Source organism: Flavobacterium covae (assembly GCF_001534645.1).
Classification (GTDB): Bacteria; Bacteroidota; Bacteroidia; order Flavobacteriales; family Flavobacteriaceae; genus Flavobacterium; species Flavobacterium covae.
The window spans coordinates 3127010-3151706 of record NZ_CP013992.1; the positions used below are offsets into that span (position 1 = coordinate 3127010).

21 protein-coding genes are annotated in these 24697 nt (G+C 31.3%); 4 read left to right on the forward strand and 17 right to left on the reverse strand.

From position 1 onward, the window contains the following. Positions 1-246: 246 nt before the first annotated feature. Positions 247-2505 carry a TonB-dependent receptor gene (locus AWN65_RS13750; protein ID WP_060383652.1) on the reverse strand — a complete coding sequence of 753 codons (2259 nt, stop codon included), beginning with the start codon at positions 2503-2505 and terminating at the stop codon, positions 247-249. 93 nt (positions 2506-2598) lie between these two features. On the opposite strand from AWN65_RS13750, the gene AWN65_RS13755 reads away from it, so the two are divergent. The 3 genes from AWN65_RS13755 to AWN65_RS13765 are packed head-to-tail and all read left to right on the forward strand — an operon-like array spanning position 2599 to position 5533. Beyond that, positions 2599-3258: a metal-dependent transcriptional regulator gene (locus AWN65_RS13755; protein ID WP_060383653.1), complete on the forward strand. Its 660-nt coding sequence runs from the start codon at positions 2599-2601 to the stop codon at positions 3256-3258. Next, positions 3255-5129 (forward strand): Nramp family divalent metal transporter, encoded by a 1875-nt coding sequence (locus AWN65_RS13760; protein WP_060383654.1) that lies wholly within the window; start codon positions 3255-3257, stop codon positions 5127-5129. The genes AWN65_RS13755 and AWN65_RS13760 overlap by 4 nt, the downstream gene beginning before the upstream one ends. 8 nt (positions 5130-5137) lie before the next feature. Beyond that, entirely contained in the window at positions 5138-5533 is a 396-nt protein-coding gene (locus tag AWN65_RS13765; RefSeq protein WP_060383655.1) for a hypothetical protein, read from the forward strand. Between the two features lie 181 nt (positions 5534-5714). Here AWN65_RS13765 and feoB read toward each other — a convergent pair whose 3' ends face one another. The 9 genes from feoB to AWN65_RS13805 all read right to left on the reverse strand — a co-directional run bounded on the left by feoB (position 5715) and on the right by AWN65_RS13805 (position 17660). Beyond that, a complete protein-coding gene (feoB, locus tag AWN65_RS13770; protein ID WP_060383656.1) occupies positions 5715-7808 on the reverse strand; it encodes a ferrous iron transport protein B in 2094 nt (697 codons plus the stop codon). Further along, entirely contained in the window at positions 7808-8044 is a 237-nt protein-coding gene (locus tag AWN65_RS13775) for a FeoA family protein (RefSeq protein ID WP_060383657.1), read from the reverse strand. Before AWN65_RS13775 ends, feoB begins: the two co-directional genes overlap by 1 nt. A 769-nt stretch (positions 8045-8813) precedes the next feature. Next, positions 8814-9041, reverse strand: coding sequence for a hypothetical protein (locus tag AWN65_RS15330; RefSeq protein ID WP_235588329.1), 228 nt, complete (start codon positions 9039-9041; stop codon positions 8814-8816). 88 nt (positions 9042-9129) lie between these two features. Beyond that, positions 9130-9348, reverse strand: coding sequence for a hypothetical protein (locus AWN65_RS15335; protein ID WP_060383658.1), 219 nt, complete (start codon positions 9346-9348; stop codon positions 9130-9132). A 3-nt stretch (positions 9349-9351) separates the two neighbouring features. Then, the gene (locus tag AWN65_RS13785) at positions 9352-9540 is read right to left on the reverse strand and encodes a hypothetical protein (protein WP_060383659.1); all 189 of its coding nucleotides are present in this window, start codon (positions 9538-9540) and stop codon (positions 9352-9354) included. 84 nt (positions 9541-9624) lie between these two features. Continuing rightward, entirely contained in the window at positions 9625-10164 is a 540-nt protein-coding gene (locus tag AWN65_RS13790; RefSeq protein ID WP_060383660.1) for a hypothetical protein, read from the reverse strand. Positions 10165-10166: 2 nt separating this feature from the next. Next, the gene (locus tag AWN65_RS15340; protein WP_235588330.1) at positions 10167-12863 is read right to left on the reverse strand and encodes a hypothetical protein; all 2697 of its coding nucleotides are present in this window, start codon (positions 12861-12863) and stop codon (positions 10167-10169) included. 61 nt (positions 12864-12924) lie between these two features. Further along, a complete protein-coding gene (locus AWN65_RS15345; RefSeq protein WP_235588331.1) occupies positions 12925-16545 on the reverse strand; it encodes a hypothetical protein in 3621 nt (1206 codons plus the stop codon). A 77-nt stretch (positions 16546-16622) separates the two neighbouring features. Next, on the reverse strand, positions 16623-17660 hold the full coding sequence (locus AWN65_RS13805; protein WP_060383661.1) for a patatin-like phospholipase family protein: 1038 nt from the start codon (positions 17658-17660) through the stop codon (positions 16623-16625). Between the two features lie 367 nt (positions 17661-18027). On the opposite strand from AWN65_RS13805, the gene AWN65_RS13810 reads away from it, so the two are divergent. Further along, a complete protein-coding gene (locus AWN65_RS13810) occupies positions 18028-18723 on the forward strand; it encodes a S24 family peptidase (RefSeq protein ID WP_060383662.1) in 696 nt (231 codons plus the stop codon). 292 nt (positions 18724-19015) lie between these two features. Here AWN65_RS13810 and AWN65_RS13815 read toward each other — a convergent pair whose 3' ends face one another. Genes AWN65_RS13815 through AWN65_RS13845 form a run of 7 tightly spaced genes read right to left on the reverse strand, consistent with a single transcriptional unit; the run spans position 19016 to position 24635 of the window. Beyond that, positions 19016-19783: an amidohydrolase gene (locus AWN65_RS13815; protein WP_060383911.1), complete on the reverse strand. Its 768-nt coding sequence runs from the start codon at positions 19781-19783 to the stop codon at positions 19016-19018. Positions 19784-19792: 9 nt separating this feature from the next. Then, the gene (locus tag AWN65_RS13820; RefSeq protein WP_060383663.1) at positions 19793-20944 is read right to left on the reverse strand and encodes a polysaccharide deacetylase family protein; all 1152 of its coding nucleotides are present in this window, start codon (positions 20942-20944) and stop codon (positions 19793-19795) included. After that, positions 20907-22070 (reverse strand): tetratricopeptide repeat protein, encoded by a 1164-nt coding sequence (locus AWN65_RS13825; RefSeq protein ID WP_060383664.1) that lies wholly within the window; start codon positions 22068-22070, stop codon positions 20907-20909. The genes AWN65_RS13820 and AWN65_RS13825 overlap by 38 nt, the downstream gene beginning before the upstream one ends. A 13-nt stretch (positions 22071-22083) precedes the next feature. Further along, the gene (locus AWN65_RS13830; protein ID WP_060383665.1) at positions 22084-22656 is read right to left on the reverse strand and encodes a hypothetical protein; all 573 of its coding nucleotides are present in this window, start codon (positions 22654-22656) and stop codon (positions 22084-22086) included. Between the two features lie 11 nt (positions 22657-22667). After that, positions 22668-23339: a hypothetical protein gene (locus AWN65_RS13835; RefSeq protein WP_145902572.1), complete on the reverse strand. Its 672-nt coding sequence runs from the start codon at positions 23337-23339 to the stop codon at positions 22668-22670. A 45-nt stretch (positions 23340-23384) separates the two neighbouring features. Continuing rightward, a complete protein-coding gene (locus AWN65_RS13840; RefSeq protein WP_060383667.1) occupies positions 23385-24098 on the reverse strand; it encodes a hypothetical protein in 714 nt (237 codons plus the stop codon). Positions 24099-24122: 24 nt separating this feature from the next. Then, complete coding sequence (locus AWN65_RS13845; RefSeq protein WP_060383668.1) at positions 24123-24635, reverse strand: thioredoxin family protein; 513 nt, start codon at positions 24633-24635, stop codon at positions 24123-24125. Positions 24636-24697: the final 62 nt, after the last annotated feature.

Genomic DNA, 24697 nt, shown 5'->3' on the forward strand with positions numbered 1-24697 from the left:
TGGTATTCAAATTGTCATGTGAAATGTAGTTTGAGGTTTTGTTTCTAATTAAGTCGATTTGTTTGTTTTATGACCAAAATAAGAGTTTTTATAGTACTTAAATATGTTTTAAAAAACAAGAAGACCAAAGGGAATTATTAAAATTTATACCCTGTTTTTGATTGCTTTTCTTCAAAAACAGGGTTTCTTTTTTGAGTAACAAATTTTGAATTAAGAATGAAATCTTAAAAAAACAAGAATTTATTCTTAATTCATGAAATATCTGATTCCTATAAAGCTTCTAATTCCTTGATTAGGCCCATAGACATAAGTAGGATCAAATGTAAGGGAATATGGATTTTCAGGAGTTGCCATTACATTACCATTAATATCATATTGAATATTTTTATCAAAAGGATCATGAGAACGGGCAATGATAAAAGGATTGCCTTTATTGGGAGTCCAGTTTAATAAATTTTTAATTCCTAAATAGATTTCGAGGTTTTTAATTTTATTAATAGTACACTGAATGTTTTGAATACTATAAGTTGATGAATTAGGCTTTCTCGGATCTGTGTCACTTAAAAGAGGTAATTTCATAGGGCCATATATATTTCCTGTGTAGTCAAATGATAAAAACCATTTAGGAATAGCATAGGATATGGACCATGTTCCCGAAAAACGCTCTGTTAATAACTGTCTTTGTTGAATGCCTTTTGCGGTCTTAGATACATCCATAAAAGTAGCTCCTAAACTTACTTTTAGTCCACTACCAAGAATTAGATCAAGGTTACTACTTATTCCTTTTGATTCAGCAAAACCATCTAAATTTTTATATATAATGGCATTTGTATTCGTTTCGTAATCTGGTAAAATGGTATTGGTAAAATAAGTATACCAAATAGAGTTTTCCCAACTAATAAAACTTCCGTTCTTTAAATACCATTTACGCAATACGTTTAAGTTAGCATTGTAGGACTGCTCAGGTTTTAATTTTTCTGTTATAATAATCTCTCTAGCACCTGTTAAGGCTGCATGTTCTTCTGTAAATAAATTTACTACCCTAAAACCTGTTCCAGCATTAATTCTGGCGACTGTATTATTGTTGGGTTTCCATTTATAAGCAAATCTAGGTGTAAAGATATTTTCATGATTTTTATTAAAATCATATCGTGTGCCTAACAATATAGTATGATGATCATTCCATTTTATATCGTTTTGTAAAAAAATACTTGAAATCCAGTTTGTGTTTTCTGAAAATGTGGCGGGTGTATTATCGTCATAAAATTGATAACGTGTAGCGAGTCCAAATAGTAAATAATGTTTTTTAATAACCTTGTCCCAAGTTAATTGTCCAAATCCAATATTTTGTTGTGCTAAATATAATGTTTTGCCATAAGCAGAATTTTGATTATGATTGGTATAAGAAAAATTTATTTTCATTTTTTCTTTTATAGGGAGTTCATATACTCCGAGTATTTCATAGCGTTTGGTATAAATACTTTCACCATATACTTGATCACTTCCTCTAAATGACTTATTCCACTGCATTTCACCACCCCATCTGTCTTCATAAGAATAACGACCCGCAAGTGAAAGAAGTTTTTTTGAATTTCTTTCAAAATTCCACTTTTGAAAAATAGAAATACGATCTTGTAAAGTAACATCTGTAAAATGATCTTTATTATTATCTATTGGATTTGAGTAATTAAAATAATTAATTCCAGTTAATACTGAAATTTTTTTAAGATCAAATTTAAATCCAAAATCTAAATTTGCTTCTCCCCAACTTGTCGAAAACCCATCTAAAGATACTATGGGTACATTTTTAGGATTTTTAGTGATGATATTTATTAAGCCTCCTACCGCTTCGCTACCATACAATGAAGAGGCAGGTCCTTTTATAATTTCTATACGTTCTACTAAAGAATTAGGTATTCCTGAAAGGCCATAAACTGTAGATAATCCACTTACAATAGGCATTCCATCTATTAACACGAATGTGTAGGGACCTTCCAAACCGTTGATATGAATATCTCCTGTGTTACAAATATTGCAGTTGAGTTGAGGTCGAATACCGTTAATATTTTGTAATCCCTCAAAAATATTGGAAACGGGATTTTTTTTAAAGAAAGAAGATTTAAAAACTTCAACAGGTACTGCGCTATCTAGTCGGCTTACAGGTTTTAATGTTCCTGTTACAACAACTTCTTCTATATTATGCTGTTTTTCTTTTATAGCTATAAGTTCGATATTTAATAAAATAGGTATTCCATCTTCTATATTAACTTCTTTTTTGAATTTTTTAAAGTTTTTTTCAATAATTTCTATTTCATATTTCCCTTGTTTTAATACCGAGGTTTTAAAATACCCTATTGAATCTGTTGTTGTAATCTGCTTTTTATTTATTAGAATTTGTATAGAAGATAACGCTAGATTTTCTGTACGCACAATACCTTGTATATAGGCTTGAGAGAAGGTTGTTAGGGAGTAAAAACAAAATATTAATAAGTGGTTAAATTTCATTTTTTTAATTTTAAAAATAATTTTTAGACAAATCTAAAAATTATATTATCTCAAAACAAAATTTATAATTATATTTGTGTAAAATAAATACAAATGACTCATTCTGAAGAGAATTATCTCAAGGTAATATATCATTTAAATGGTGCTTCACACAAAGGAGTTAACACGAATGCTATAGCCTTAATGATAGAAACAAAGGCTTCCTCTGTGACGGATATGTTGAAAAAATTAGCTGAAAAAGGATTAGTAGATTATCAAAAATATCAAGGAGTTAGCTTAACAGATAAAGGATTGCATACCGCTAAGATGATTATTAGAAAACATCGTCTTTGGGAAGTTTTTTTAGTAAACAAACTAGGTTTTGCTTGGGATGAGGTACATGAATTGGCGGAGGAGTTAGAACATATAAAATCTGAAAAACTTACTGATAAATTAGATGAATTTTTAGATTTTCCTGCTTTTGATCCTCATGGAGACCCGATACCTAATAAAAATGGCGAAATTAAATGGACTCATGAATTACTTCTTAGTGAAGCAGAGTTAGCAACCTCTTATCTTTTTGTTGGGGTTAAAAATTCATCAGTAGAGTTTTTACAATACTTAGACAAACAAAATATAGCATTAGGTTCAACGATTAAGATAATAAGTAAAGAAGAATTTGACGCATCACTTCATATCAAAATAGAGGATCGAGACTTAATGATTTCAAATAAAATTGCAGAAAATTTATTCATTAAACTAAAACAATTATGAGTAAATCGTTAGAAGAAGTACACGAAAGTGTATCTATACAAAATAAAACGTCATGGTTTAAACGAACCTTAGCCTTTTTAGGTCCTGCCTATTTAATTAGCGTTGGTTATATGGATCCTGGTAACTGGGCTACTGATTTAGCAGGAGGAAGCCAGTTTGGATACAGTTTATTATGGGTTTTATTAATGAGTAATCTAATGGCTTTGTTGTTACAAAGTCTTAGTGCCAGATTGGGCATTGTAACACAGCGTGATCTAGCACAAGCTTCTCGTGAAACCTATTCGCCTCTTATAAACCTATTTTTATATATATTAGCAGAAATTGCCATAGCTGCTTGTGATTTAGCAGAGGTTTTAGGAATGGCAATTGGTATTAATTTATTGTTTGGAGTTCCTTTGTTGCAAGGTGTTCTGATTACAGTTTTAGATACTTTTTTATTACTATTTTTAATAAATAAAGGCATTCGAAAAATGGAAGCTTTTGTTATAACATTAGTGGCTATTATAGGTTCTTGTTTTGTTTTTGAAATGATATTTGCTGAGCCTGAAATTACAAAAGTAATGAGTGGACTGATTCCTTCTATTCAAAATCAAACTGCTTTATATATAGCTATTGGAATTATAGGAGCTACCGTTATGCCTCATAATTTATACCTTCACTCTTCTTTGGTTCAAACACGTAAATTTGAAAGAAGTAAAGCAGGAATTAAACAAGCTATTCGATATAATATCATAGATTCAACCATTGCATTAAATTTAGCTTTTTTTGTTAATGCAGCCATACTAATTTTAGCAGCGGCCACATTTTATAAAAATGGATTTTATGAAGTAGCTGAAATACAAGATGCACATCAATTATTAGCCCCTGTACTGGGTACTAAATGGGCTGCTTCGTTATTTGCTATTGCTTTAATAGCCGCCGGACAAAGTTCAACTATTACGGGTACATTGGCTGGACAAATTGTAATGGAAGGTTATCTAAATTTGCGTATTCAACCATGGGTACGACGTATCTTAACCCGATTGATTGCCATAGTACCTGCTGTTATTGTTATTACCTTATTTGGTGAAGAGGTAACAGGCAAAATGCTTATTTTGAGTCAGGTTATTTTGAGTATGCAATTGGGATTTGCCATTATTCCTTTAATTCATTTTGTGAGTGATTCAGATAAAATGAATGGTTTTGAAATAAATAAACTTACACAGGTTGTGGCGTGGATTATAGCACTTATTATCGTAGGGTTAAACGCTAAATTAGTCTTTGGAGAAATACAAAACTTACTTCAAGCATATAATAATGCTATTGCTTTATGGGTAACTGTGATCCCTATTTCTGTAGGTTTTGGAGGATTACTTTTGTATATTATATTCAAGCCTTTGCTAAAACCTACATTTACAGAATATAAACATACTACTCATCAAAATATCAATATAGAATTCAATCCTAACCATCCTATTTATAGGAAAAATATTGCTATTGCATTGGATTTTTCAACTGCGGATGAGTTAGCCGTAAATCATGCTATTGAGTTAGGAGGAAAGGAGGCTGATTATACATTAATACATATCGTGGAAAGTGTAGGAGCTATTTTTTATGGTCAACATATAAAGGATCAAGAAACAAAGATTGATAAAAAAATATTAAACAGGTACCGTGATAATTTAGTACAATTAGGATACAAAGTAGAATATCAACTCGGGTTTGGTAAACCAACAAAAGCGATAGCGGATATTGTTAATACAAATAAATTTGATATTTTAGTAATGGGAACGCATGGACATACGGGATATAAAGACATACTCTTTGGTACGACTGTTAATAAATTAAGGCATGCCATATCAATTCCGTTATACATTGTTAAAAAAGAATAAAAGAGTATATGAAAAACACGTTAAATCTATTGTTGTTTGTTATCATTTTGATTAGTTGTGGCAGTAATCGTTCGATTTCCCAAATAGATCAAAAATTAAATCATACAAAAGGAAAGGAGATTGTTTTACAAAAAGTGTTAAATGACTCAAGATGTCCAGAAGGAGTACAATGTATTTGGGAAGGAGAAGTAGTAATACAGGTAGCTTATTTTGAAAATGGGCAAATTAAAGAAGAAAAACAATTTACGTTAAGATCAAATGACCAAGAAGAAATTATAGAATGGTTTCGCTTACATTTGCCTAAATCTAAAAAAACTTTACAAACAGTAAGTGTTTTGCCTCTTAGAAAGAAAAAAGAAAGACAAATTCTCCCGATTGAATATAGTATAATATTAGGATATTAGTGACAATTGCAGTCATTACTACAAGAATTCTTTGGTTTCTTTTTACCAAAGAATTTTTTATATAAATAAGTTATAGCTAAAATTAAGAGCAAAAAAGCAACTATTTCTTGTATCATAAAAATGGTCTCATTAAATTTTTAAATGTTATTGGAATGATGTTTATAGTTCATTTTTTTAATTTTCAACTCAAAACTTGATAGGCAATAAAAGCCACTAGATAAGCAAATCCAGACATAAAAAAGAGCTGTATTGCAGGCCATTTCCAACCATTTGTTTCCTTTTTGGTAATAGCCAAAGTGCTTATACATTGCATAGCAAAAGCGTAAAATAATAATAATGAAACCCCAGTGGCGGTATTAAATAATTTTTCACCTGTATTAGGGTTTATTTCCTCTGCTAAACGATTTTTAACGGTTGCTTCTTGATCTTCAGAATCTCCAATACTGTAAATAGTAGCAAGAGTACCTACAAAAACTTCACGTGCGGCAAATGAAGAAATTATGGCAATTCCAATTTTCCAATCATAACCTAGTGGTTTAATTATAGGCTCTATACCTTTCCCAATTTTACCAATATACGAATTTTCAAGCTTATAGGAAGCAATTTGGTTTTCTAAATCCTCCATAGATTTAGTTTGTTCTGTTATAATCTTTTCGGCATTTTTAAAGTTTTCACCAGGACCATAAGAAGCCAAAAACCATAAAATAATAGATAATGCTAAAATAATCTTACCAGCACCTAACACAAAGGATTTCGTTTTTTCAATTACGTTAATTGCAACATTTTTAAACATTGGCAATTTATAATTAGGCATTTCAATGACAAAATAAGAATTAGAAGGTATATGTAATGATTTATGCAAAACCCAAGCAGAAACAAGAGCCATTAAAAATCCTATTAAATACATTGTCATTAAAGCAAATCCTTGCATATTAAAAACATACAAAATGCGTTCATTAGGAACAATTATAGAAATAATAATAGCATATACAGGCAAACGTGCTGAGCAAGTTGTAAAAGGAGTTACTAATATAGATATTAAACGTTCTTTCCAGTTTTCAATATTTCTCGTGGCCATAATAGCTGGAATAGCGCAAGCAGTACCAGAAATGAGAGGAACTACACTTTTTCCAGAAAGTCCAAATCGACGCATTAGTTTATCCATAATAAAGACTACTCGACTCATATAACCGCTTTCCTCTAGAATAGAAATAAACATAAAAAGAAAGGCTATTTGCGGTATAAAAATAATAATACCTCCTACTCCTGGTATAATACCTTGTGTAATCAAATCTGTCAAGACCCCACTAGGCATTATAAAGGCTACCCAACTAGCTAAAGAAGCAAAAGTATGATCTATAAAATCCATAGGAATACTTGCCCAATCAAAAATAGATTGAAAAATAAGCATCAAAATAAAAAAGAAAATAAAATATCCCCATACTTGATGCATTAGTATACGATCTAAGCGACTACGTAAATCTTTAGCTTGATTAAGATCAATTTTTTGACCTATTTTGAGTGTTTGATTAATGAATTGATAACGTTTGATAGTTTCCTTATGTTGAAGGTGCTTTAACTGATCTTTTGATTTAGTGAATGAAGGATCTGGTAATTCTATACGATCTAAATTAACAAAATTTATATCTTGGGTAATCACTAACCACAACTTGTACAATAATTGGTTGGGAAATGCTTTTTGTAAATCATTAAAATACTCTAGATCAATTTCAGAAGCATTCAAACAAGGTTCTATAGGCAAATTTTTATAATTAATAATTAAATCCTTTAGGTCTTCTATACCTTCTCCTTTGCGTGAACTCACTAAAGCAATTTTGGTTTTAAGTGTTTTTTCCAAGTAAGGAATATCTAATGAAATTCCTTTATAAGACATTCTATCCGCCATATTAATAACTAAGATGGTCGGAATTTCTAAATCTTTAATTTGAGTAAATAGTAATAAATTTCGCTTTAAGTTTTCAACGTCTGTAACAACTATAGCTACATCTGGGTAATCTTTATCGTTTTTATTTAAAAGAAGTTCAATTACTACATTTTCGTCTAATGAACTTGCATTTAAGCTATAGGTACCCGGTAAATCTAATATAGTAGCCTTTAAATTAGAAGCTAATTTACATATCCCTACTTTTTTTTCAACGGTTATTCCTGGATAATTACCGACTTGCTGATTTAATCCTGTTAGTTGATTAAAAACAGACGTTTTTCCTACATTGGGATTACCAATTAAAGCAATGTTAATATTACCAACTTTCATTACTCAATATCAAAAAGGGTTACTTGAATAGCATCAGCTGTTTCTTTTCGAATAGCTAAATGTGAGTCATTTACTAATAAATACAAAGGATCTCCTAAAGGAGCTATCTGTAACAATTGAACTTCATTACCAGGAAGACATCCCATTTCTAATAATTTTAATGGGACACTATCAATATCAAAATCGTCAATTCTTGCTTTTTGACCTTGCCTTAGTTGAGATAGGTTAATCTTCACTTATTTATTTAGATTGAATTAAGATTGTAAAAATAGGAAAATATATTCATCAAAATGCTATAAAAATGATTTGATGAATATAAAACTTAATCTCTTATTTTCAGATCCAGATTCCGTATTAAAAAAATAATTTAATTTTAAGGGATAAATCTTAATTTTTAACGTTAGAAAAAAATGACGTATTTGTTTCGAGTCATCCTTTATAAGCAAGAAAATTACACCTTGAAGATGAATATTTTTTAAAGCAAATATTCATCAAAATTGACTTTTGAGGCTAAAATGGAATAATCTATGACTTTTTCCTCACAAAATACTAACAGGGAATATGGTATTAAATTGATAATCAAAATATTTAATTACGAGTGTTTTATACCATTTAAACTTTAAAAATACTGGATTAAAAGTAAAATTCTCGATATGATTTTTTTCATTTTAAAACAACTCAAACAAACGGTTGAGTATATAATTGAAATCATCGTTAGTTCGAGCGCGAAGCGCATCGAGAATCAACACTCATTTTTATTGCTTTTGTAGAATAATGTCTAAATAAAATGTAGTTTGTCACTACGTAAGGAGGCCCCTCTTAATCAACATTATCTGATTCCTCCCTTTGGTCGAAATAACAAGATTGCGAACTTTTTGGACAGTCTTTTCTTAAGTTAATTAATCTAATATAATGGATTTAGAAATATTAAATTTTACTAGCAATCACCAATATCGTGAATTTGCGGCATAAAAAAAGCTGCCCTTTTAGGACAGCCTCATATTATTAAAATCCTAAATCATCAAAAGGCATTGCAGTGTTAATATATAAAGGTTCGCCACTGTCGAATAAATTTTTTATATAGAGATAGCAATTATTAAATTCATACGCTACTCTCCATAAACTATGCCTCATACGGAATATATAATTTTCTCCTAAAACCTCGTGAACTTCATCATAGCGATGTGCGTCGTGAAAATAGTCTTCATCAGTAAATAGATTTCTATAGTTCACTTTTCTATATTCATCAAGTTTATCGTAGTATTCTTTTGGTACTTTATGCTCTTTTTCTAAAAGTGTACGTAATGTTTTTTCGTAGGCTTCAATAATATTGCCATACGAACCCGCTTCTAAAAAAAAACTCTTTTTTGCCTAAATCTTCTCCAAAAAATGATTTGAAAATTTCTGTTTCTAAATAAGCTTGATCTTGAATTGGACGATTTAGGGTGAGTATTATACGAAATTTCTTAGTTCCATTCATACCTATATTTTGGTAATTTTTTGTCGAAACTAAAACATAATCATTTATTTTTTCTTCCATATATTATTTTTTAAAAGTAAATACTATTTCTTTTAGGTCTTCGATATTTTCAAGTTTTTCAATTAACTTCATTTGTTCACTAGCATCATACAATTCTGCCTTCCCATATCCTTTACTTTTAGCCCATTTTCCTGTAAAAGTTTTTAAAGCAGCTGCTTCAAGGTTTTCCTTGGTAATTGGTTTGCCTAACATTTCATACTTTAGGGTGTGTAAATTTACTGATTCTTCAATCTTTTTATAAACAAAAACCGCCTCTAGAAAGAGACGGTTACATTATTAAAAACCTAAATCATCAAAAGGCATTGCAGTGCTAATATATAAAGGTTCGCCACTGTCGAATAAGCGTTTTATATACAAGTAACAATTATTAAAATTGTAAGAAACTCTCTGATAATCACCTCTCATTTGCAAAACATAATAATCACCTAATATCTCGTAAACCTCATCATGACGATGTGCATCGTGAAAATAGTCTTCATCAGTAAACAGATTTCTATAGTTCACTTTTCTATATTCATCAAGTTTATCGTAGTATTCTTTAGGTACTTTATGCTCTTTTTCTAAAAGTGTACGTAATGTTTTTTCGTGTGCTTCAACAATGTTTCCATAGGAACCTGCTTCTAAAAAAAACTCTTTTTTGCCTAAATCTTCTCCAAAAAATGATTTGAAAATTTCTGTTTCGAAAAATGTTTCATCTTCAAATTTTGGTTTTAAGAATATTGAAGTGAAATATTGTGGTTTTGTTGCCGCTTTCATTCCTTCTGTCTTGTAGTTTTTAGTTGAAACTAATACTATATAATTTATTTCCTTTTCCATATTTATTGCTTAAAAATGAATACTATTTCATTTACTTTTTCAATATCTCCTAATTTTAATAACTCCCGAATTTGATTATCAGCATTATAAAGTTCAGGTTTCCCATATCCTTTACTTTTAGCCCATTTTCCTGTAAAAGTTTTTAAGGCAGCAGCTTCAAGGTTTTCCTTGGTAATTGGTTTGCCTAACATTTCATACTTTAGGGTGTGTAAATTTACTGATTCTCCCCCAGGATAATCTACATAACTACTGTTTTTTTGCCATACCCCAAAAATACCGTCCAATTCTTGTCCTGCATCTTTACTTAAAGCAGCAAACCCATCATTAATAATTGTTTCTCCTAAACTAAGATCTGTCAATCCTGTCTTGTTTGCTTGCAAAGTTGCATTCAAATTAGGTGGTATAAAAATATCAGCATAAAAATACTTTTTATTTTCGATTAAAGGGTAAGTTCTTGAATCTGCAAAATGAATTTCACAACTAAAAATATCTTCTTCAATTTTATCATAAGGAGTCCAATTTTTTTTCCCTAGTTTGAAATCGTGTAATTCATAATAATATTTTCCATTACCTCCACCTCTGAAAAGCTCTCCAACTGGTGTTTCACCAGTTTGCGAATGTAACAGCCTTGTTTTTCCAGAGGCTCTTTCGGCAAAAAAGAAGTTTTCCATTGCTACTTGACCTTCATTTTTATATACATCTAGAGCCTTTTCCATAAACTCTTGTGCGCCTTTCTTACTACCAGAGTAAATTTCAGCACCTTTAAAAAATATGGTTGTAGAAAAAGCACTTTCAATTACTTTTTCTATATAAAATAGGATTTTACGTCCTGTTTTTATAGTATATAATGCTAAAATAGTTTCAGGAAATTGAACATAAAGTACTTTTATAGATAGTGGTTTATATATTTTTGATGTTCCTTTAATGAATTTTACTCCATCTATTGTAGCTTCATAAGGTTCAAGATTAATTTGTTTTGCCTTGATTCTTACTTGAAGTTCTTTTGCTATACCGCGAACATTAATTAAGTCAGAAATCAGTCTTACCCACATCGCATAATGTATATACTCCGTAAGTATTGGATGTCCTTTTTTGAATTCTTTGAACAATGTTGCCCCAAAAGCTACATCTATAGTTACCCCTGTGGCGGCATAGGCTACCCCTAAAGTACTTCCTGCTTCTACTGCCGCGATTATCTCGCCTACTCCAATTAAACAAAAAGCAAGTTGAAATGTGACCTCGGCAGCTAGTATGGCCGTTTCCCAACTTTCTTCGTGATATAATAGATATACGAAGCAGGCAGGTAGCATATACACTTCACCCCCTTTGAGCTCATATTTTTCAATATCCTCGACAGGTGTAAAACTTACAAGATCTAGTGGGTTACAAAGAATTGGTTTTTGTAAATCTTCTTCTCTTATTTTTGATAAAAATGGAGCCGCTTCCGTTGTTTTTGCATATTTTAAAAAAACATTTAATTCAGTAGTAAATTTTATTTTTCTATTTTCAACGTCAAATTCTTCAATGTTATGATTACCAAAACTATGATTATCAAATAATAATTGTCTACCAAATTTTATTGCCTCAGCATACTTTTTGCTAACTTCCCCTTTCTTAATATAAGTCATATAGACACTTGTAATAGTCATACAGACTTTTGAGAAAGCGCCAATTTTTAAATTATTAAGCAAGTGAAATAATTTTCCTTCTTGTTCCAAACAAATTATAATATCAAAAAGATCTTGTTTGTTTGTACAGGTTCTAAACAAAGCTTCCACTATATCTCCGTTTAGTAAATTATCACCAACGCTAAACCTAGGATAAGCAGATTCGTCCTTAGTACAATACATTTCGATGTATTTTAGCCTGTGCTCTTTGCTTAGGTTAAAAAAAGGCGTATCTATAAACCATTTAAATTTAGTTCCTCCAGCAGTCAGATGCTTTTTGACTAAATTTTTCATTTCCTCAATGTTTTTAACTCTACCTTCTGTGAGATCTTTTAAATAGGTTTTATACCATTGTAGTTGTTCGATTAATAATTTTAAGTCTTTTGAGGTATAGTTTTTTTCATTATTATAAATTATACCAAAATAATTATATGGGTCAGCTTTTGAAATTATCCATTCATTATAAGTATGTTTTTCCTCAGCGCGCATTTTAGCAATAGTTCTATTGACTTCTTGCAACAGTTTTACAACCCCTTTTTCCTTTAGATTTACTCTACTTTTTAAAATCTTACTTGTAGCAGTAAAATTACTTTCTTGTTTTGTATTTTGCTCACTTATAATAAATTTATAATCAGCGATAGCATTATTTAATGCTTCAAGGATTTCATTATAATTAAAAAGAAAAGCTTGCTTTTGAAGGTTCAAAATGGTATTTACAACATAATCCTTATAAGTCATCTTACCTTTTATGTTTTTAAATTCAAAAGTATTATCAGATGATAACCTTGTATAAAAGGATGCTGAATAGCCCGTAATCCTTATGTATAATTCGTTTTTACTACCCAAAACATAAAATATCAGTAAATCAGCTTTGTTTTGTTTTTTTAAAAAACTTGGATCGTCATATTCATCTAATAATTTATCTAAACCACTGTAGGATAAAAATTGTAAATAATAGGGAATTGATTCATCATTTTCTAAAGCGTTTTTATTTTTAGTTAATCCTAATGCTTTTATTTTATCTAGTTTCATATTTTTAAGGATTTATTGTTTTAAAAAATGGTGGCTATACACCACCATTCTGTTAAACTATTTAATTTAGAGTACTCTCTGTTTCTTCCCCTCTTGACAGTTTGGCTTCGTCTAATCTGAAACTTGAAGCACCTTCCAACTCACCAGGATTTTCACAATCGGTAGGGTTGTTTTCAGGGAAAATAGGCAGCGGTTGTTCTACTGGTAAGCCGGTTGATTTATCCTGTAAAATAGTCAGTGCTGTAGGGATTTTAGTAATCCAGTATTTACCCTGAGGTTCTCCTACAGGAGCACGCATTTCGTCTGCGATACTCATGTATAGTGGATCACCAATTACGGGTACTTCGCCACCGTTCCAGATTTTTCCAGTAGTCATAAAGAATTGTACGGCATCTTCAAAACCAGGTTTTACCGTTACAATAATTCTTGCTAATCCTGCTTGTAAAAAACTTCTGAATAAAGGGTCTACCGAATTAGAAATATACATTTCTTGCCATTTTTCTCTTTTTCCCCAATAGTAAGGATAAAAAGTATAATCCATAATTTGCCATTCAAACGCCTGTTCCATAAATTTTGCCAATGCAGTATATTTATCAAGATCTTTATCTAAAAGTACTTGAAAGTCTTCCATTTTATCTCCTATGGAAAAACTGGCTCCTAAAGTGCCTATATAATCTTGTAGTAAATAAGCTATACAGTTGTGTTTTAACACATCTTGCTCCATGAAGCGATAAAAGTTACTCATTTGTTCTTTTGCATTTTTTTCTTTTTTCTTTTGTTCTTCATCTAACTTTGCTTGTTCTTCTTGAAATTTTTTATAGGCTTCTTCATAGGCTTTGATTATTGCATTGAAATTTTCGGTTTGCCAAGCTTCTAATTTGTTAGGATTTATTTTTAAATTGAAATACATATTGTATTCAATTTCACCTAAGTTATAACCTGAGTTTTTTAAGCTAAAAGTATCTGATAGGTTTAGGTCATCAATTGCTATTGTTCCAGATATTGTTTCAAACCAAAATTCTTTGTTAATACCATTGCTAAAATCTAAATTAATTCTGCTGGAAGATCCTGAATCTTCTCTCCAATAAGTGAAGTCAATTTTCACTGATTTAGCTACATATCCATCATTTAATTTTATATTTCTTTGATATACAGGACAATTACCTCCATTGTTAAATTTTTCCACAAAAGAATAATGTTGTGTATCTGTTTCTTTTAAAGGGGTCAACTCTACTTTGTAGATTTTAGCCCAATATTCTAATAATTTTCTTGTTGCCTCTTTTCCAGTTGCCATTTTTAATTCTCCTGTGGCATTTCTAGGGTCTACAGGAGTTGTAAGTATTTGACCTTTAGAAACCATAAACGCTAAACGATGCAGCCTTGCTGGTTCTGGCACCATAAATTCAAACATGGTTCTTTTACCATAATTATAAATTTGATTTTTATATTTAATGTCTATCCATCTATATACACCTGAAATGTGTTTAGGTCTAATGCTTTTTGGGTTATTGATTTCAGATACTTTTCCTCTGTTATCAAATTCATGTACATTTGTTTCTGTATATTCTTTGATAATTTTTTGAACGCGTTCTTCTGAAACTCTGCTCACTACTTTTTCCATTGCTTTTTCCGTAATTTCTTGGGACTTCATAACGGCTTGACGAATGCTGTCTTGCTGAGCTGAATTGTTAGCATAACCACCTGTCATTTCAAAATTATAAGCTCCTGTATTATAACTAAATCGTGTATTTGAGGTTATATTTTGTTCTTTCTTAATTTCTTTTGCAATTTCAGTTTGCATATCAGCTCTTGATGTTTTAGAGGTATCTGATAATTTTTCCGATTCTTGATATTTTGAGGTTGTATCTGTAATTTCAGAGTAATCTCTAGAAACGGATGATTTATGTCGTAACTCACTAGCCATTATGTTTTCAATGTTTGAAACTAACCCTGGCACGTAGGCATGAACACTTTGAACTACTTTTAGGTAATCTGCAATACCCACTCTTTTTATACCGAAATTATTTCTTTTAGAGCGAATATTTTCTTTATGAACGGGGGTTAACATTCCTACTTTTCCATCAGAAAACGCAAGTTTATCTATTTGGGCATAATATTCTTTATTATCTGAAAAAATTAGCTCTACTCTAAAATTAGCTACGGATTGAAATTTTCTAACTAAAATGGGTGGAAATATTATTTTTTGATCTTTCCCTTGAATATTGGTATAAATTTCCTCAAAATGTCCTAAATCAGTATCTGCAATAATTTTAGCTTTTACAAGCATGGGATCAAGTTCATAAGTATCAAATAAAAAACTCACAAAAGAACCTGAATCTCCCGAACCAACTGTTGCATGGTATCCAAAAGGAATAATTTTATTATTGTTATTGTGTACTGGAATTGTTGCTCCTTCTAGATTTATGTATTGTTCTTGAACTAATGGTGTATTGTCTAAAATAATTTGATCAAGATTTGATATTTTATCTTGTATTTTTGTTAGTATATCTTCTATGGTTTTTAATGTATCATCTAATTGAATTACATTTTCTCCTAATTGTATTTCTCTACTCGACACATTTTCTGGCTTTAACATGGTCTTTTGAGTTAAGAAAACAGAAGGTTTTGAATTTGTAAAGGATCCTATTAGGGTATCAAATGATTCTGAAGATAGTTTAGTCTTAAATACAGCTAAATCTATTTCATTTTTATATTCAAATTCGTATGGAACAATTTCTATTTTTTTCAATTTATCATATAAAGGCTGTAATTCTTCTTCTGATGCTTTTACATTAATTAATTTATTAATTTCGGATGATACGAGATCTTGTTCTTGAAATTTTAATTGGTTTTGCTCTGCGTAATTACGATATGTTCTCTTATAAGTTTCTTCTCTTTCTTTAAAATAGTCCTGTTGAACGGATTTTAGCTCTAAATCTAATTTTTTGAGTTCTTCTCTTTTATAAATAGCGGTTTGAATCGTTAAATTATTTTGTGCATATAATCGTAGTTGTGTTTGATCAACTCTGGACAACCTAGGATCATTTGTTTCTTCATTTGTTTCTTTAACTGTTTCTTCATGTAAAAACAATTCTTTGGGAATTACTATTTTTCCATTCAAGCTATTTTTTGCAGGATCTTCACCATTTATTTTTACAAATTCTTCGTCTATTTGCATATTTTGCGCAAAGCCTGTGTGAATAGCTTTTAGTATATCGCAAAGAGCTTCTTTTATATAAAAGTTTTTTTGGGTTATTATTTGATAAATTAAATTATCCCAAAGTATTGTTAATTTACTAATGGCTTCTGAGGTTAATCCTCTGTTAGAATCCATCATTTGTTTGTAATAATAATCAGTCTTTTCCCAATCTTGGTCTGTAATTTCTTCTCTTTTTGTAATTTTTCTACCAATAGATAGTAACTGTTCATAATTCTCATTTTTTAATTCTTCTTCTGAATTAAAAGGAATGAATTTTAGTCCTTTTCTTTCAATAAAATCTTCTATTGCCTTAATTTTTGAGGTGTTTTGAGGGCAGTTCATAATTACTTCATCAAAAACTCCTTTTACTACTTTAGGTCTTTGTATGAAGCTTAAATTTTTTATTTTAGTTTCTGTTAATTGTGGGTTTCTTAAACTCACCATTCTAAAAAGCGTCTGTGACGCATCATTTCTTGTACTCATTTTTTATTATTTAAAATTACTAATGAATTATTATTTTTGTTTGTGTTTATGATAGATGGAGGGATAGGCAAAACGGATCATTTGTTTTTCACCAACTTTTTTACTATCTCATCTAGTTTTTCTCTATTTTGGTCTACATAGTACATTCCCGCTTGTATAAGCTCATAAATATTCTTTTCTGTAGTATTATCCATTTCAGGAGAAGCGTTTCGTAATAAAGGGGCTAAGCGATAATAGTTTTTACGGTTACGCGTACCTAATGCCTGATACATTGTGCTTAAATGATAATTAACTGTTTCAGCATTTGAAGACAATAAAATATCTATCAATGGACTAATCCATTTAATTTTACCTGCCTCTTGAAACTTTTCAAAAACATAGGGTTTTAACACCTCTCCAGTTCCAATGGATACAATGATCAGATCTTTAACCTCAGGATAATCTACTTTATTCGGGTTATTAAGAATTTTTGAAAATGGAATTTTACTAGCTTCGGCAAAGGCGCATAAAGCAGGGTTATTAGCATAAACGCCTCCATCAATTAATGTAAATTCTTGACCATACAGTGATTTAATTTTTGCTGGTTCAAAATAGGTAGGAGCTGCGCTTGTGGCTCTACAAACATCTTTTACATAAAAATTTTCTAAATCAGTATGCGCTTCATGACTACAAAAAAACTTAGCTTTTCGTTGATGGATATCATAAGAAGTAATAAGACATGGTTTTATTAGTTTTTTAAGTTCTGTTTTTCCAAAAATAATATCCAGTTCTTTTTCAATATTTTTCTGAGATATTTTTTCATTAAATAGACCAAATGGATTAAATATTCCTTCCCAAAATGAAGTGTTAAATATTTTTTCGCCTTCTTTTTGGTATAAATCCATGGCTTTGTTAACCGAAAATAATGCTTGATTACTATTATCAGGATGTAAAAGAAAACAAGCTAATAACCCTCCTGTGCTACTACCTGCTATTAAATCAAAATAATTTCCAATTTTAGCATTAGGATTATCTTCTTTTTGCAATTGTTCTTCTATATACTTAAGAATAACACAGGTTATAATACCTCTTATTCCGCCTCCATCTAAACTTAAAATTCTTATTTTACTAGACATCTTTTTATCGTTTATCTTTTTTTATTTTTAAAATAGACACAAGAATTCCTATCGGAATAATTCTAGTCTTAAGAACTATCCCAGTACTTTATTTGTTTCATACAATAATTTTTTATACTAAAATGATTTAAAAAACTTTTTGACTTATACAGCTTTTATTCGGTATTTAGACGATTATAATCTTAACAAGTAGATCAAAATCTTTCAACAGTACAAATATATAAGATTATTTTCATAACACAAAACAATATTTAGATTATTTTCTATTTTTAGAAGAAATAAATCAACTTAAAAAAGGTTTATAAGATTTTAAACCACTATGTAAAGATTTTTTTCATATTTTTACCTCAAATTTCACGATTATAGTATGGTTTCAGAACGATTAGGACATTATTTGGATAAAAAAGGAATTAGTTTTTATGCTTTTGAAAACAGTTTAAATGCTGGAAGAGGAAGTATTTCTAAAGCCGTAAAAGAAGGAAAAAGCATTGGTTCAAGTATGCTAGAAAATATTCTTTCATTATACAATGATTTAAATCCTACATGGCTCTTAACAGGAGAGGGAAATATGCTAAAGGATGATGATTTTATCTTAAATAAATCTATCCAAGCTTTTCCTTTAAAAACAGATAATTCTGTTCATTATCAACAAATCCCTTTATATGACATTGAGGCTACAGCTGGTTTAGTTCCTTTATTTTCGGAGTCTTCAAACAATGTCCCATTAGATTATATTTCGATTCCTAACTTACCTAAATGTGATGGTGCTATTTATGTAACAGGTGACAGTATGTATCCTTTACTAAAAAGTGGTGACATTGTATTATACAAGGAAATAAATGATATTCAAAATGAAATATTTTGGGGAGAAATGTATTTGTTAAGTATTGAAATGAGTGGTGAAGAATTTGTAATGGTTAAATACATTCAAAAATCAGAAAACGCAAACTTTGTAAAATTAGTTAGTCAAAACAAACATCACCAAGACAAGGAAGTAGAAATAAGCAAAATAAGAGCTCTAGCCTTAATTAAAGCCAGTATACGAATTAATTCTATGAATTAATCCGATCCCTGTTTTTAAATTTGTTTAATCTAAATTATGCGTTAGACTTTGTCTTGAAGATAGAAGTACACGTTTTTTTATCACAACTATCGTTATACTATATTGAACACAAAAAATGGAGTACTTTTTTTAGATTGAAAGTTATTTTTATCTACACTAAATTTATAATATATAATCTGGGCTTAAAATCAATTAATAAAAATTATACAAAAAGTAAAATTACCAATACCATTTATTACTAAAGTTTCAAACGATGAAGTCTTCCAAAGTCTTTATCTAATTATATATTCTTTTAAGAAATAAGACAAAAAGAATCCTTATCATTCAGAAAATTCAAACGACTTCTTGTGTCCAAAAGTGCTTCTTTATCCAAGGTTACTAATTGCACTTCTGAAGTTTCAAAAGGTTCAACTATATAATTTCCTAGATAGTCAACCACTTGCGAATGTCCTACATATTCCAGTTGACTGCCATCAGTACCTATACGATTAACGCCTATCACATACGAAAGATTTTCTACCGCACGGGCGCGCAATAAAATATCCCAAGCTTGTACTCTTGGTTTCGGCCAACTGGCTACATAAATGAGTACATCATAGTTTTCGACATTACGGGCGAATACTGGAAAACGTAAATCGTAACAAATTTGGAGACAGATTTTCCAGTTTTTATATTCTACAATTACTTTTTCTTTACCCGCAGTAAAAACAGCTTCTTCTTTTGCCAAAGTAAACAAGTGACGCTTGTTGTAATACTGCATACTCCCGTCAGGATGCACAAAAAGCATACGGTTGTAGTAATTCCCTTCTTCTTCAATCACCACGCTTCCTGTAATCGCACAGGCATTTTGTACAGCTAGTGCTTGCATCCATTGCACGGTCGCACCCGTCATGGTTTCGGCAATCACTGAAGGATTCATTGTAAAACCCGTGGTAAACATTTCTGGCAACACGATTAAATCGGTAGCTTCTTGAATGGCATTGATTTTTTCTTCTAAATGCTTTCGATTAGCTTGAGGATTTTCCCAAACTAAATCAGATTGTATTATGGCGATTTTCATTTTCATCACTTAAATTTCATTTGGTTGTATCCATTGTATTCCTGAACCTTTAAAATAATTCAGAATATAAGGTACTGCTGTTTGTGCTTTTTCATGAACATCGTGGAAAAGCAAAATCCCTCTTCGCCACAATAACATCAAACTTATTTGTCTGTCTGCCACTTCCCTAGCGGTGATATGTGTATTCCAATCTTGTGAATCGATATTCCACAAAACCACTTTAGACTGCGTAGCCCCCAAACTTTTAGCTAATTCTTCCGTTCTTTGACCATACGGCGGACGAAAATATACGGGTTTATCAGAGTCGGTCAATTGTTGAATTAAATCACTGGTATACGTAAGTGACGTCTTCCATTCTGCTAATCTCTGGTGTGAAACATGCGTTTTTCCATGCGATGCCAACAAATGTCCTTGATATAAATTTTGAATTTGTTTATCCGTCTGCATTCGTTTTTGTAAGGCGTCACCAAGAACAAAGAAAACACCTTTTTGATGTTGCTCATTGAGCACTTTAACCATCTTATCCGTATTCCCATTTTTTACCGTTGGCCCATCATCAAAGGTTAATAAGAATTGCTTTGCAGGCAAATTAAAACCATTGATTTCATTTTTTGCCATCAACCCTATTTCACTCGTAATTCTAGGATACAGAGAAGCTAAACGACATTGCTCATACAGATATTTATCATAAAAATTCAAACTGGCTTGATACCACGCTTTCAAAGCAGAAGGCATTTTTACTTCTGGATGTATTTTAGCAACATCTTCCCATGTATTGATTTCATTTATTGCAATCAAATCTTGAAGCGAAGCTTTCGTTAACGACTTAAAATTAGCTAGAATGATTTGCTTTGTTTTTGCTTCCCATTCCCGAACGGAAGTCACCGATACTTTTTTCAAATCAAGTTTTTGTTGCAATTCAGCTTCATTAAGTCCTTCATAAACTTTAAATGCTTTTGAAAAAGCTATCATTTCACACTTGGATGCCACATCAAAATTATGCGCACTATGGATAGGATAGGGCCATAAAGCCCTATCTATTTTTGCAATTTTATCGGGTCCGTTACTTGCCAAACAAAAATTCGTCAGCAACAAGAATCCAATAACTATTGTTTTAGCAAGCTTATAAACGTTGTTGTACTCTGCTAATCGCTTTGTCATACACTGGATTTTGTTTGTGTTGTTTAGCCAATTGATAATTTTCTAATGCTTCCTGGAAATGATTTTTCGCTTCATAAATACGAGCAATATTATAATAAGAACCAGCTTTCACCGTATTAGCCATAGCGCCATTAGCTAAGGCAATCGCTTTACGATTTGCCCATAAAGCCTCTGCTTCTCTCCCTGATTTTTGAAATACCAATCCTAAATTACCGTAAAACAATCCTTCTGTAGGATTCAATTCGATAGCATCCTGATAATAACCTATCGCAGTTTCATAATTCCCTGCATGGTATTGTTCTTCACCTCTTTTATTAATTTGTTTTGCGGTTGCAACATCACCGGCAGAAACCACTGTTTGCTGTTCTGAAGGGCGGTATTCACGTAGTATTGAACGTACCCCTTCCCAAGACGAAGCATCTCTATAATCATTAATGTCAACTAAATTTCCATTTTCATCAATGATAAAAGGAATCCAAACGGTTCCTACTTTACCTGCTTGTGGCGTATAGGTTTTGATTAAAGTATTTCCAATGTACACATATACTTTTGCTCTACTGATGTTGGCCAAATTTGCATTATTTGGATTATCCTTATCAGAAAAATTATGCACCGCATACACATACTTTTTACCTTGTAATTTTTTAGAAATAGTGATGGTTTCCGGTCCAAAACTGTCTGTGTCGTCCACGTCTAATTTGGCATTCACCGCATCCATTTGGTAATAACACACGTATCCTCCTTGATAAGACAAGTGCGAATCAATATCCAACGGTCGTTGTCCCCAACTTAACACGATACGCATTCCGTCTAATTCAGTCATAAACGGGCTGATGGCATAAGTTAAACCTCCACAAGGACATTTAGAAACCAAGGTGGAATACCCTTCTTTTTTAATAATAATGGTTAAGTCATTGGTATTTCGAAATTCCTCTGGAATCATCACTTTTCCAGCCGAATTGGTCATTCGTGTTAAGGAAGTTTCACCATTTTTTTGAAAGATAACTTGAGCATTCGGAATCACTTTATCTTTTACCACGGCACTCAACACAAGAATTTCATTATTGTTTTGTGCTAAGAAAGTTTGAACAATAAAAAATAGAGCAATACTTAAAATTTTTTTCATGATTTTTAACTGTTTAATTTGCTTTGTCTAATGTATTCCAAAATGCTAAGAAATCCTTTTTTACCTTTTCGGGCAAAGTCGAAAAATGAGCATCGTATTTTGTTTCTGTAAAATTATCTTCGGCGGTCACCCAAAGTTTGTAAGCCACATTCTTGTAAACAAGTACGCCCCAAACTTTTTGTAATGGACTTTCAGGTCCTGCCTCATTTTCGTCAACTACCAATAACATTTCGGCATTACCATCCTTATCGGCATCGCTATACATCATCCTATTATTAACAAAAGCCAAGGATTTATTTACGGGATGTGTAAATACGGTAGAAAAAGATTTGGTATAGCCTTCTGGAGTTTTGGTGAATTTTTCGATAAAAAGTTCGTCGTTCGCAGCACCAGATTTGTTTTTAGAAACTACCAAAACATTCTCGGTTCGGGTATCATTGATTCCTGTGGCAAACATTTTTCGGTCGCCTTGAAAAGGAAGGTCATTCTTGGTCAGATTTTGTGTAAAAGCACTGACTACAGTGGTTACTTGTGCCTGAAAGGAATTCGTAATCCAGAGAGTAGCCAATAAAAATAGTTTTTTCATTGTTTATTTTTTTAGAAACCAAATTTAAGAATTTGTTGGGCAAAAAGTTCCATAGGGTTTACTTTCTCAAAAGCTAGTTTCAAAGGGGCAAAATTTTTTACTTCAGTTTCTGAGGGCATATCCTCTTTCATGGTATTTACTTGGGTCATTTCAATCTTACCAGTCATCACCTCATAATTAGCGATGGTTTGCCCTCCAGCCCCTGCATGAAAACTTTCCATCGACTTAAGAAATAATCCTCCATTTTCAAATTGAAAAATTATAGTGGTCGTACCTGAAGGTCCCAGTCCCGAAAGCTCCATCATCAACTGATTTTCCTCTATAGATATGGTTTCGGAGTCATAAATTTTATATCCTTCATCACTATATTCAACAGGAAAGACGAGCTCTGACTGCTGGAACAACTGCCTTCCTTTTTCCTTATCACCCAAAAACACTAAGGTCTTTCTAGCCCTAGTATCTTCTTCTATATTTCTGAGCACATAAGCATAATCTTTTAACCCATCCTGATTCAAATCGCCATCACATTCGTACTGAATTTCAAAACCCTCAGGAATATACTCTTGAATGTCATTTTGAATTTGCGGAGGATTAGGGTTTTCTTTGGCTACTTTAGGTTGAGGCTTAGTAACCTCTGCAATGGGTTTATCGTTTTTACAGCTTCCTAGCAAAAAACAAAGCATAGAAATACTGAAAATAGTTTGTTTCATTGTTTAGCTATTTAAAGTTTACGGAAATAGGACTAAAATATCATTCCCTAAATCGTAAGCATACAAATCATCTTTTTCAGCATCATAATACAACCATTTAATTTTAGTCATTCTACCTTCAAAAGAAGTACCTAAACCAATAAGCGTATAGGTTTTACCTTCACGTTCTTGCTGTTCGATGGAATACTCTAACGCATCTCCTGCTTCGAGATGTGCCTTTAATAATTCATTATCTGAATTGGCCACATAATATTCGACCCAGGTATATAGTTGTTTCAAATATTCTTCAGAATATTCATTTTCATTAAACCAATGGTATTTGAACTCTTTTTTGTAAGTTTTACGAAATTGAGACAGTTTTCCTTCCTTCATTTTCTTAAAGGAAACCAACCACTCCGCCAGCTCAGGTGTTTCACCATCACCTGCAATATAAATAGTGTCCATTTTCCAATGCACTTCTACTTTATCACCTCGAAGTAATGTTCTATCGTCGTTAGTATCATTGATAAAACTGTATATTTTAGCATTCTTTCTGAAATTTATCAGCTGGTAATCTCCATCATCATTATAATTAACAAATTCAAAAACATCTGAAAACAACTTAGAAGCTTTCTTTTTATCAGTCTTGGATGATTGCTGTTGTGGTGCTTTTTGTAATGTGGCTGTGTTGTCCTTGCAACTGCACAAACAAACAATCAACAAGGTTACGAATACATTTTTTAGAAATTGCATATATTAGTTTAGTTTTTAGTAAGCTTAATTAGAAGCATTTGATGCTAAAAATGTCTTTACTTTTTCAAAGCTATAGCCCTTTCCTTCTTCTAAAGAACCTGTTTCTTGCACCTTAAGCAATTTACCTGATGCCTCTAAAATCATAAAAACGGGGTAACCGTGTTTTTCTCCTGGATTGCCCTCATATTGACTAAAGAACTTTTCGTTTTTATTCTTAGGAGACCAATTCAAATGATAATACAAATAATTAGTATCAACCAGTTGTTTCAATGTCTCATTTTTATTGATAAAATCATTCAATCGTAAACACCAAATACACCAGTTTCCTCCTACTTGAATTAAGACTTTCTTGTGTTCTTTTTGGGCAACAGCCAGCAATTCTTTTACTTTAAGAGAGGCATCTTCCTCTTCATGATACGGTTTGGCTAAAACCGCTTTTTCCTGTTCCACTTTCTTTTTAGCTTCTGTTTTTTCATCGGTGGTTTGAGCGAAGTTAGCTTGACCTATTAAAAGCAAGCATAGGATTAACTTTTTCATTTATAAAAAATTTTACGTGAATATACTAAAAAAAGAAAACCCTTTCAGTCAAGATAGGCCGA

What these genes read in the sequence shown, in the direction of transcription:
- AWN65_RS13750 (WP_060383652.1), bottom strand. Translation starts at nt 2,505, where the DNA reads ATGAAATTTAACCACTTATTAATATTTTGTTTTTACTCCCTAACAACC.
- AWN65_RS13755 (WP_060383653.1), top strand. Translation starts at nt 2,599, where the DNA reads ATGACTCATTCTGAAGAGAATTATCTCAAGGTAATATATCATTTAAAT.
- AWN65_RS13760 (WP_060383654.1), top strand. Translation starts at nt 3,255, where the DNA reads ATGAGTAAATCGTTAGAAGAAGTACACGAAAGTGTATCTATACAAAAT.
- AWN65_RS13765 (WP_060383655.1), top strand. Translation starts at nt 5,138, where the DNA reads ATGAAAAACACGTTAAATCTATTGTTGTTTGTTATCATTTTGATTAGT.
- feoB (WP_060383656.1), bottom strand. Translation starts at nt 7,808, where the DNA reads ATGAAAGTTGGTAATATTAACATTGCTTTAATTGGTAATCCCAATGTA.
- AWN65_RS15335 (WP_060383658.1), bottom strand. Translation starts at nt 9,348, where the DNA reads ATGGAAGAAAAAATAAATGATTATGTTTTAGTTTCGACAAAAAATTAC.
- AWN65_RS13785 (WP_060383659.1), bottom strand. Translation starts at nt 9,540, where the DNA reads ATGTTAGGCAAACCAATTACCAAGGAAAACCTTGAAGCAGCTGCTTTA.
- AWN65_RS13790 (WP_060383660.1), bottom strand. Translation starts at nt 10,164, where the DNA reads ATGGAAAAGGAAATAAATTATATAGTATTAGTTTCAACTAAAAACTAC.
- AWN65_RS15340 (WP_235588330.1), bottom strand. Translation starts at nt 12,863, where the DNA reads ATGAAACTAGATAAAATAAAAGCATTAGGATTAACTAAAAATAAAAAC.
- AWN65_RS15345 (WP_235588331.1), bottom strand. Translation starts at nt 16,545, where the DNA reads ATGAGTACAAGAAATGATGCGTCACAGACGCTTTTTAGAATGGTGAGT.
- AWN65_RS13805 (WP_060383661.1), bottom strand. Translation starts at nt 17,660, where the DNA reads ATGTCTAGTAAAATAAGAATTTTAAGTTTAGATGGAGGCGGAATAAGA.
- AWN65_RS13810 (WP_060383662.1), top strand. Translation starts at nt 18,028, where the DNA reads ATGGTTTCAGAACGATTAGGACATTATTTGGATAAAAAAGGAATTAGT.
- AWN65_RS13815 (WP_060383911.1), bottom strand. Translation starts at nt 19,783, where the DNA reads ATGAAAATCGCCATAATACAATCTGATTTAGTTTGGGAAAATCCTCAA.
- AWN65_RS13820 (WP_060383663.1), bottom strand. Translation starts at nt 20,944, where the DNA reads ATGACAAAGCGATTAGCAGAGTACAACAACGTTTATAAGCTTGCTAAA.
- AWN65_RS13825 (WP_060383664.1), bottom strand. Translation starts at nt 22,070, where the DNA reads ATGAAAAAAATTTTAAGTATTGCTCTATTTTTTATTGTTCAAACTTTC.
- AWN65_RS13830 (WP_060383665.1), bottom strand. Translation starts at nt 22,656, where the DNA reads ATGAAAAAACTATTTTTATTGGCTACTCTCTGGATTACGAATTCCTTT.
- AWN65_RS13835 (WP_145902572.1), bottom strand. Translation starts at nt 23,339, where the DNA reads ATGCTTTGTTTTTTGCTAGGAAGCTGTAAAAACGATAAACCCATTGCA.
- AWN65_RS13840 (WP_060383667.1), bottom strand. Translation starts at nt 24,098, where the DNA reads ATGCAATTTCTAAAAAATGTATTCGTAACCTTGTTGATTGTTTGTTTG.
- AWN65_RS13845 (WP_060383668.1), bottom strand. Translation starts at nt 24,635, where the DNA reads ATGAAAAAGTTAATCCTATGCTTGCTTTTAATAGGTCAAGCTAACTTC.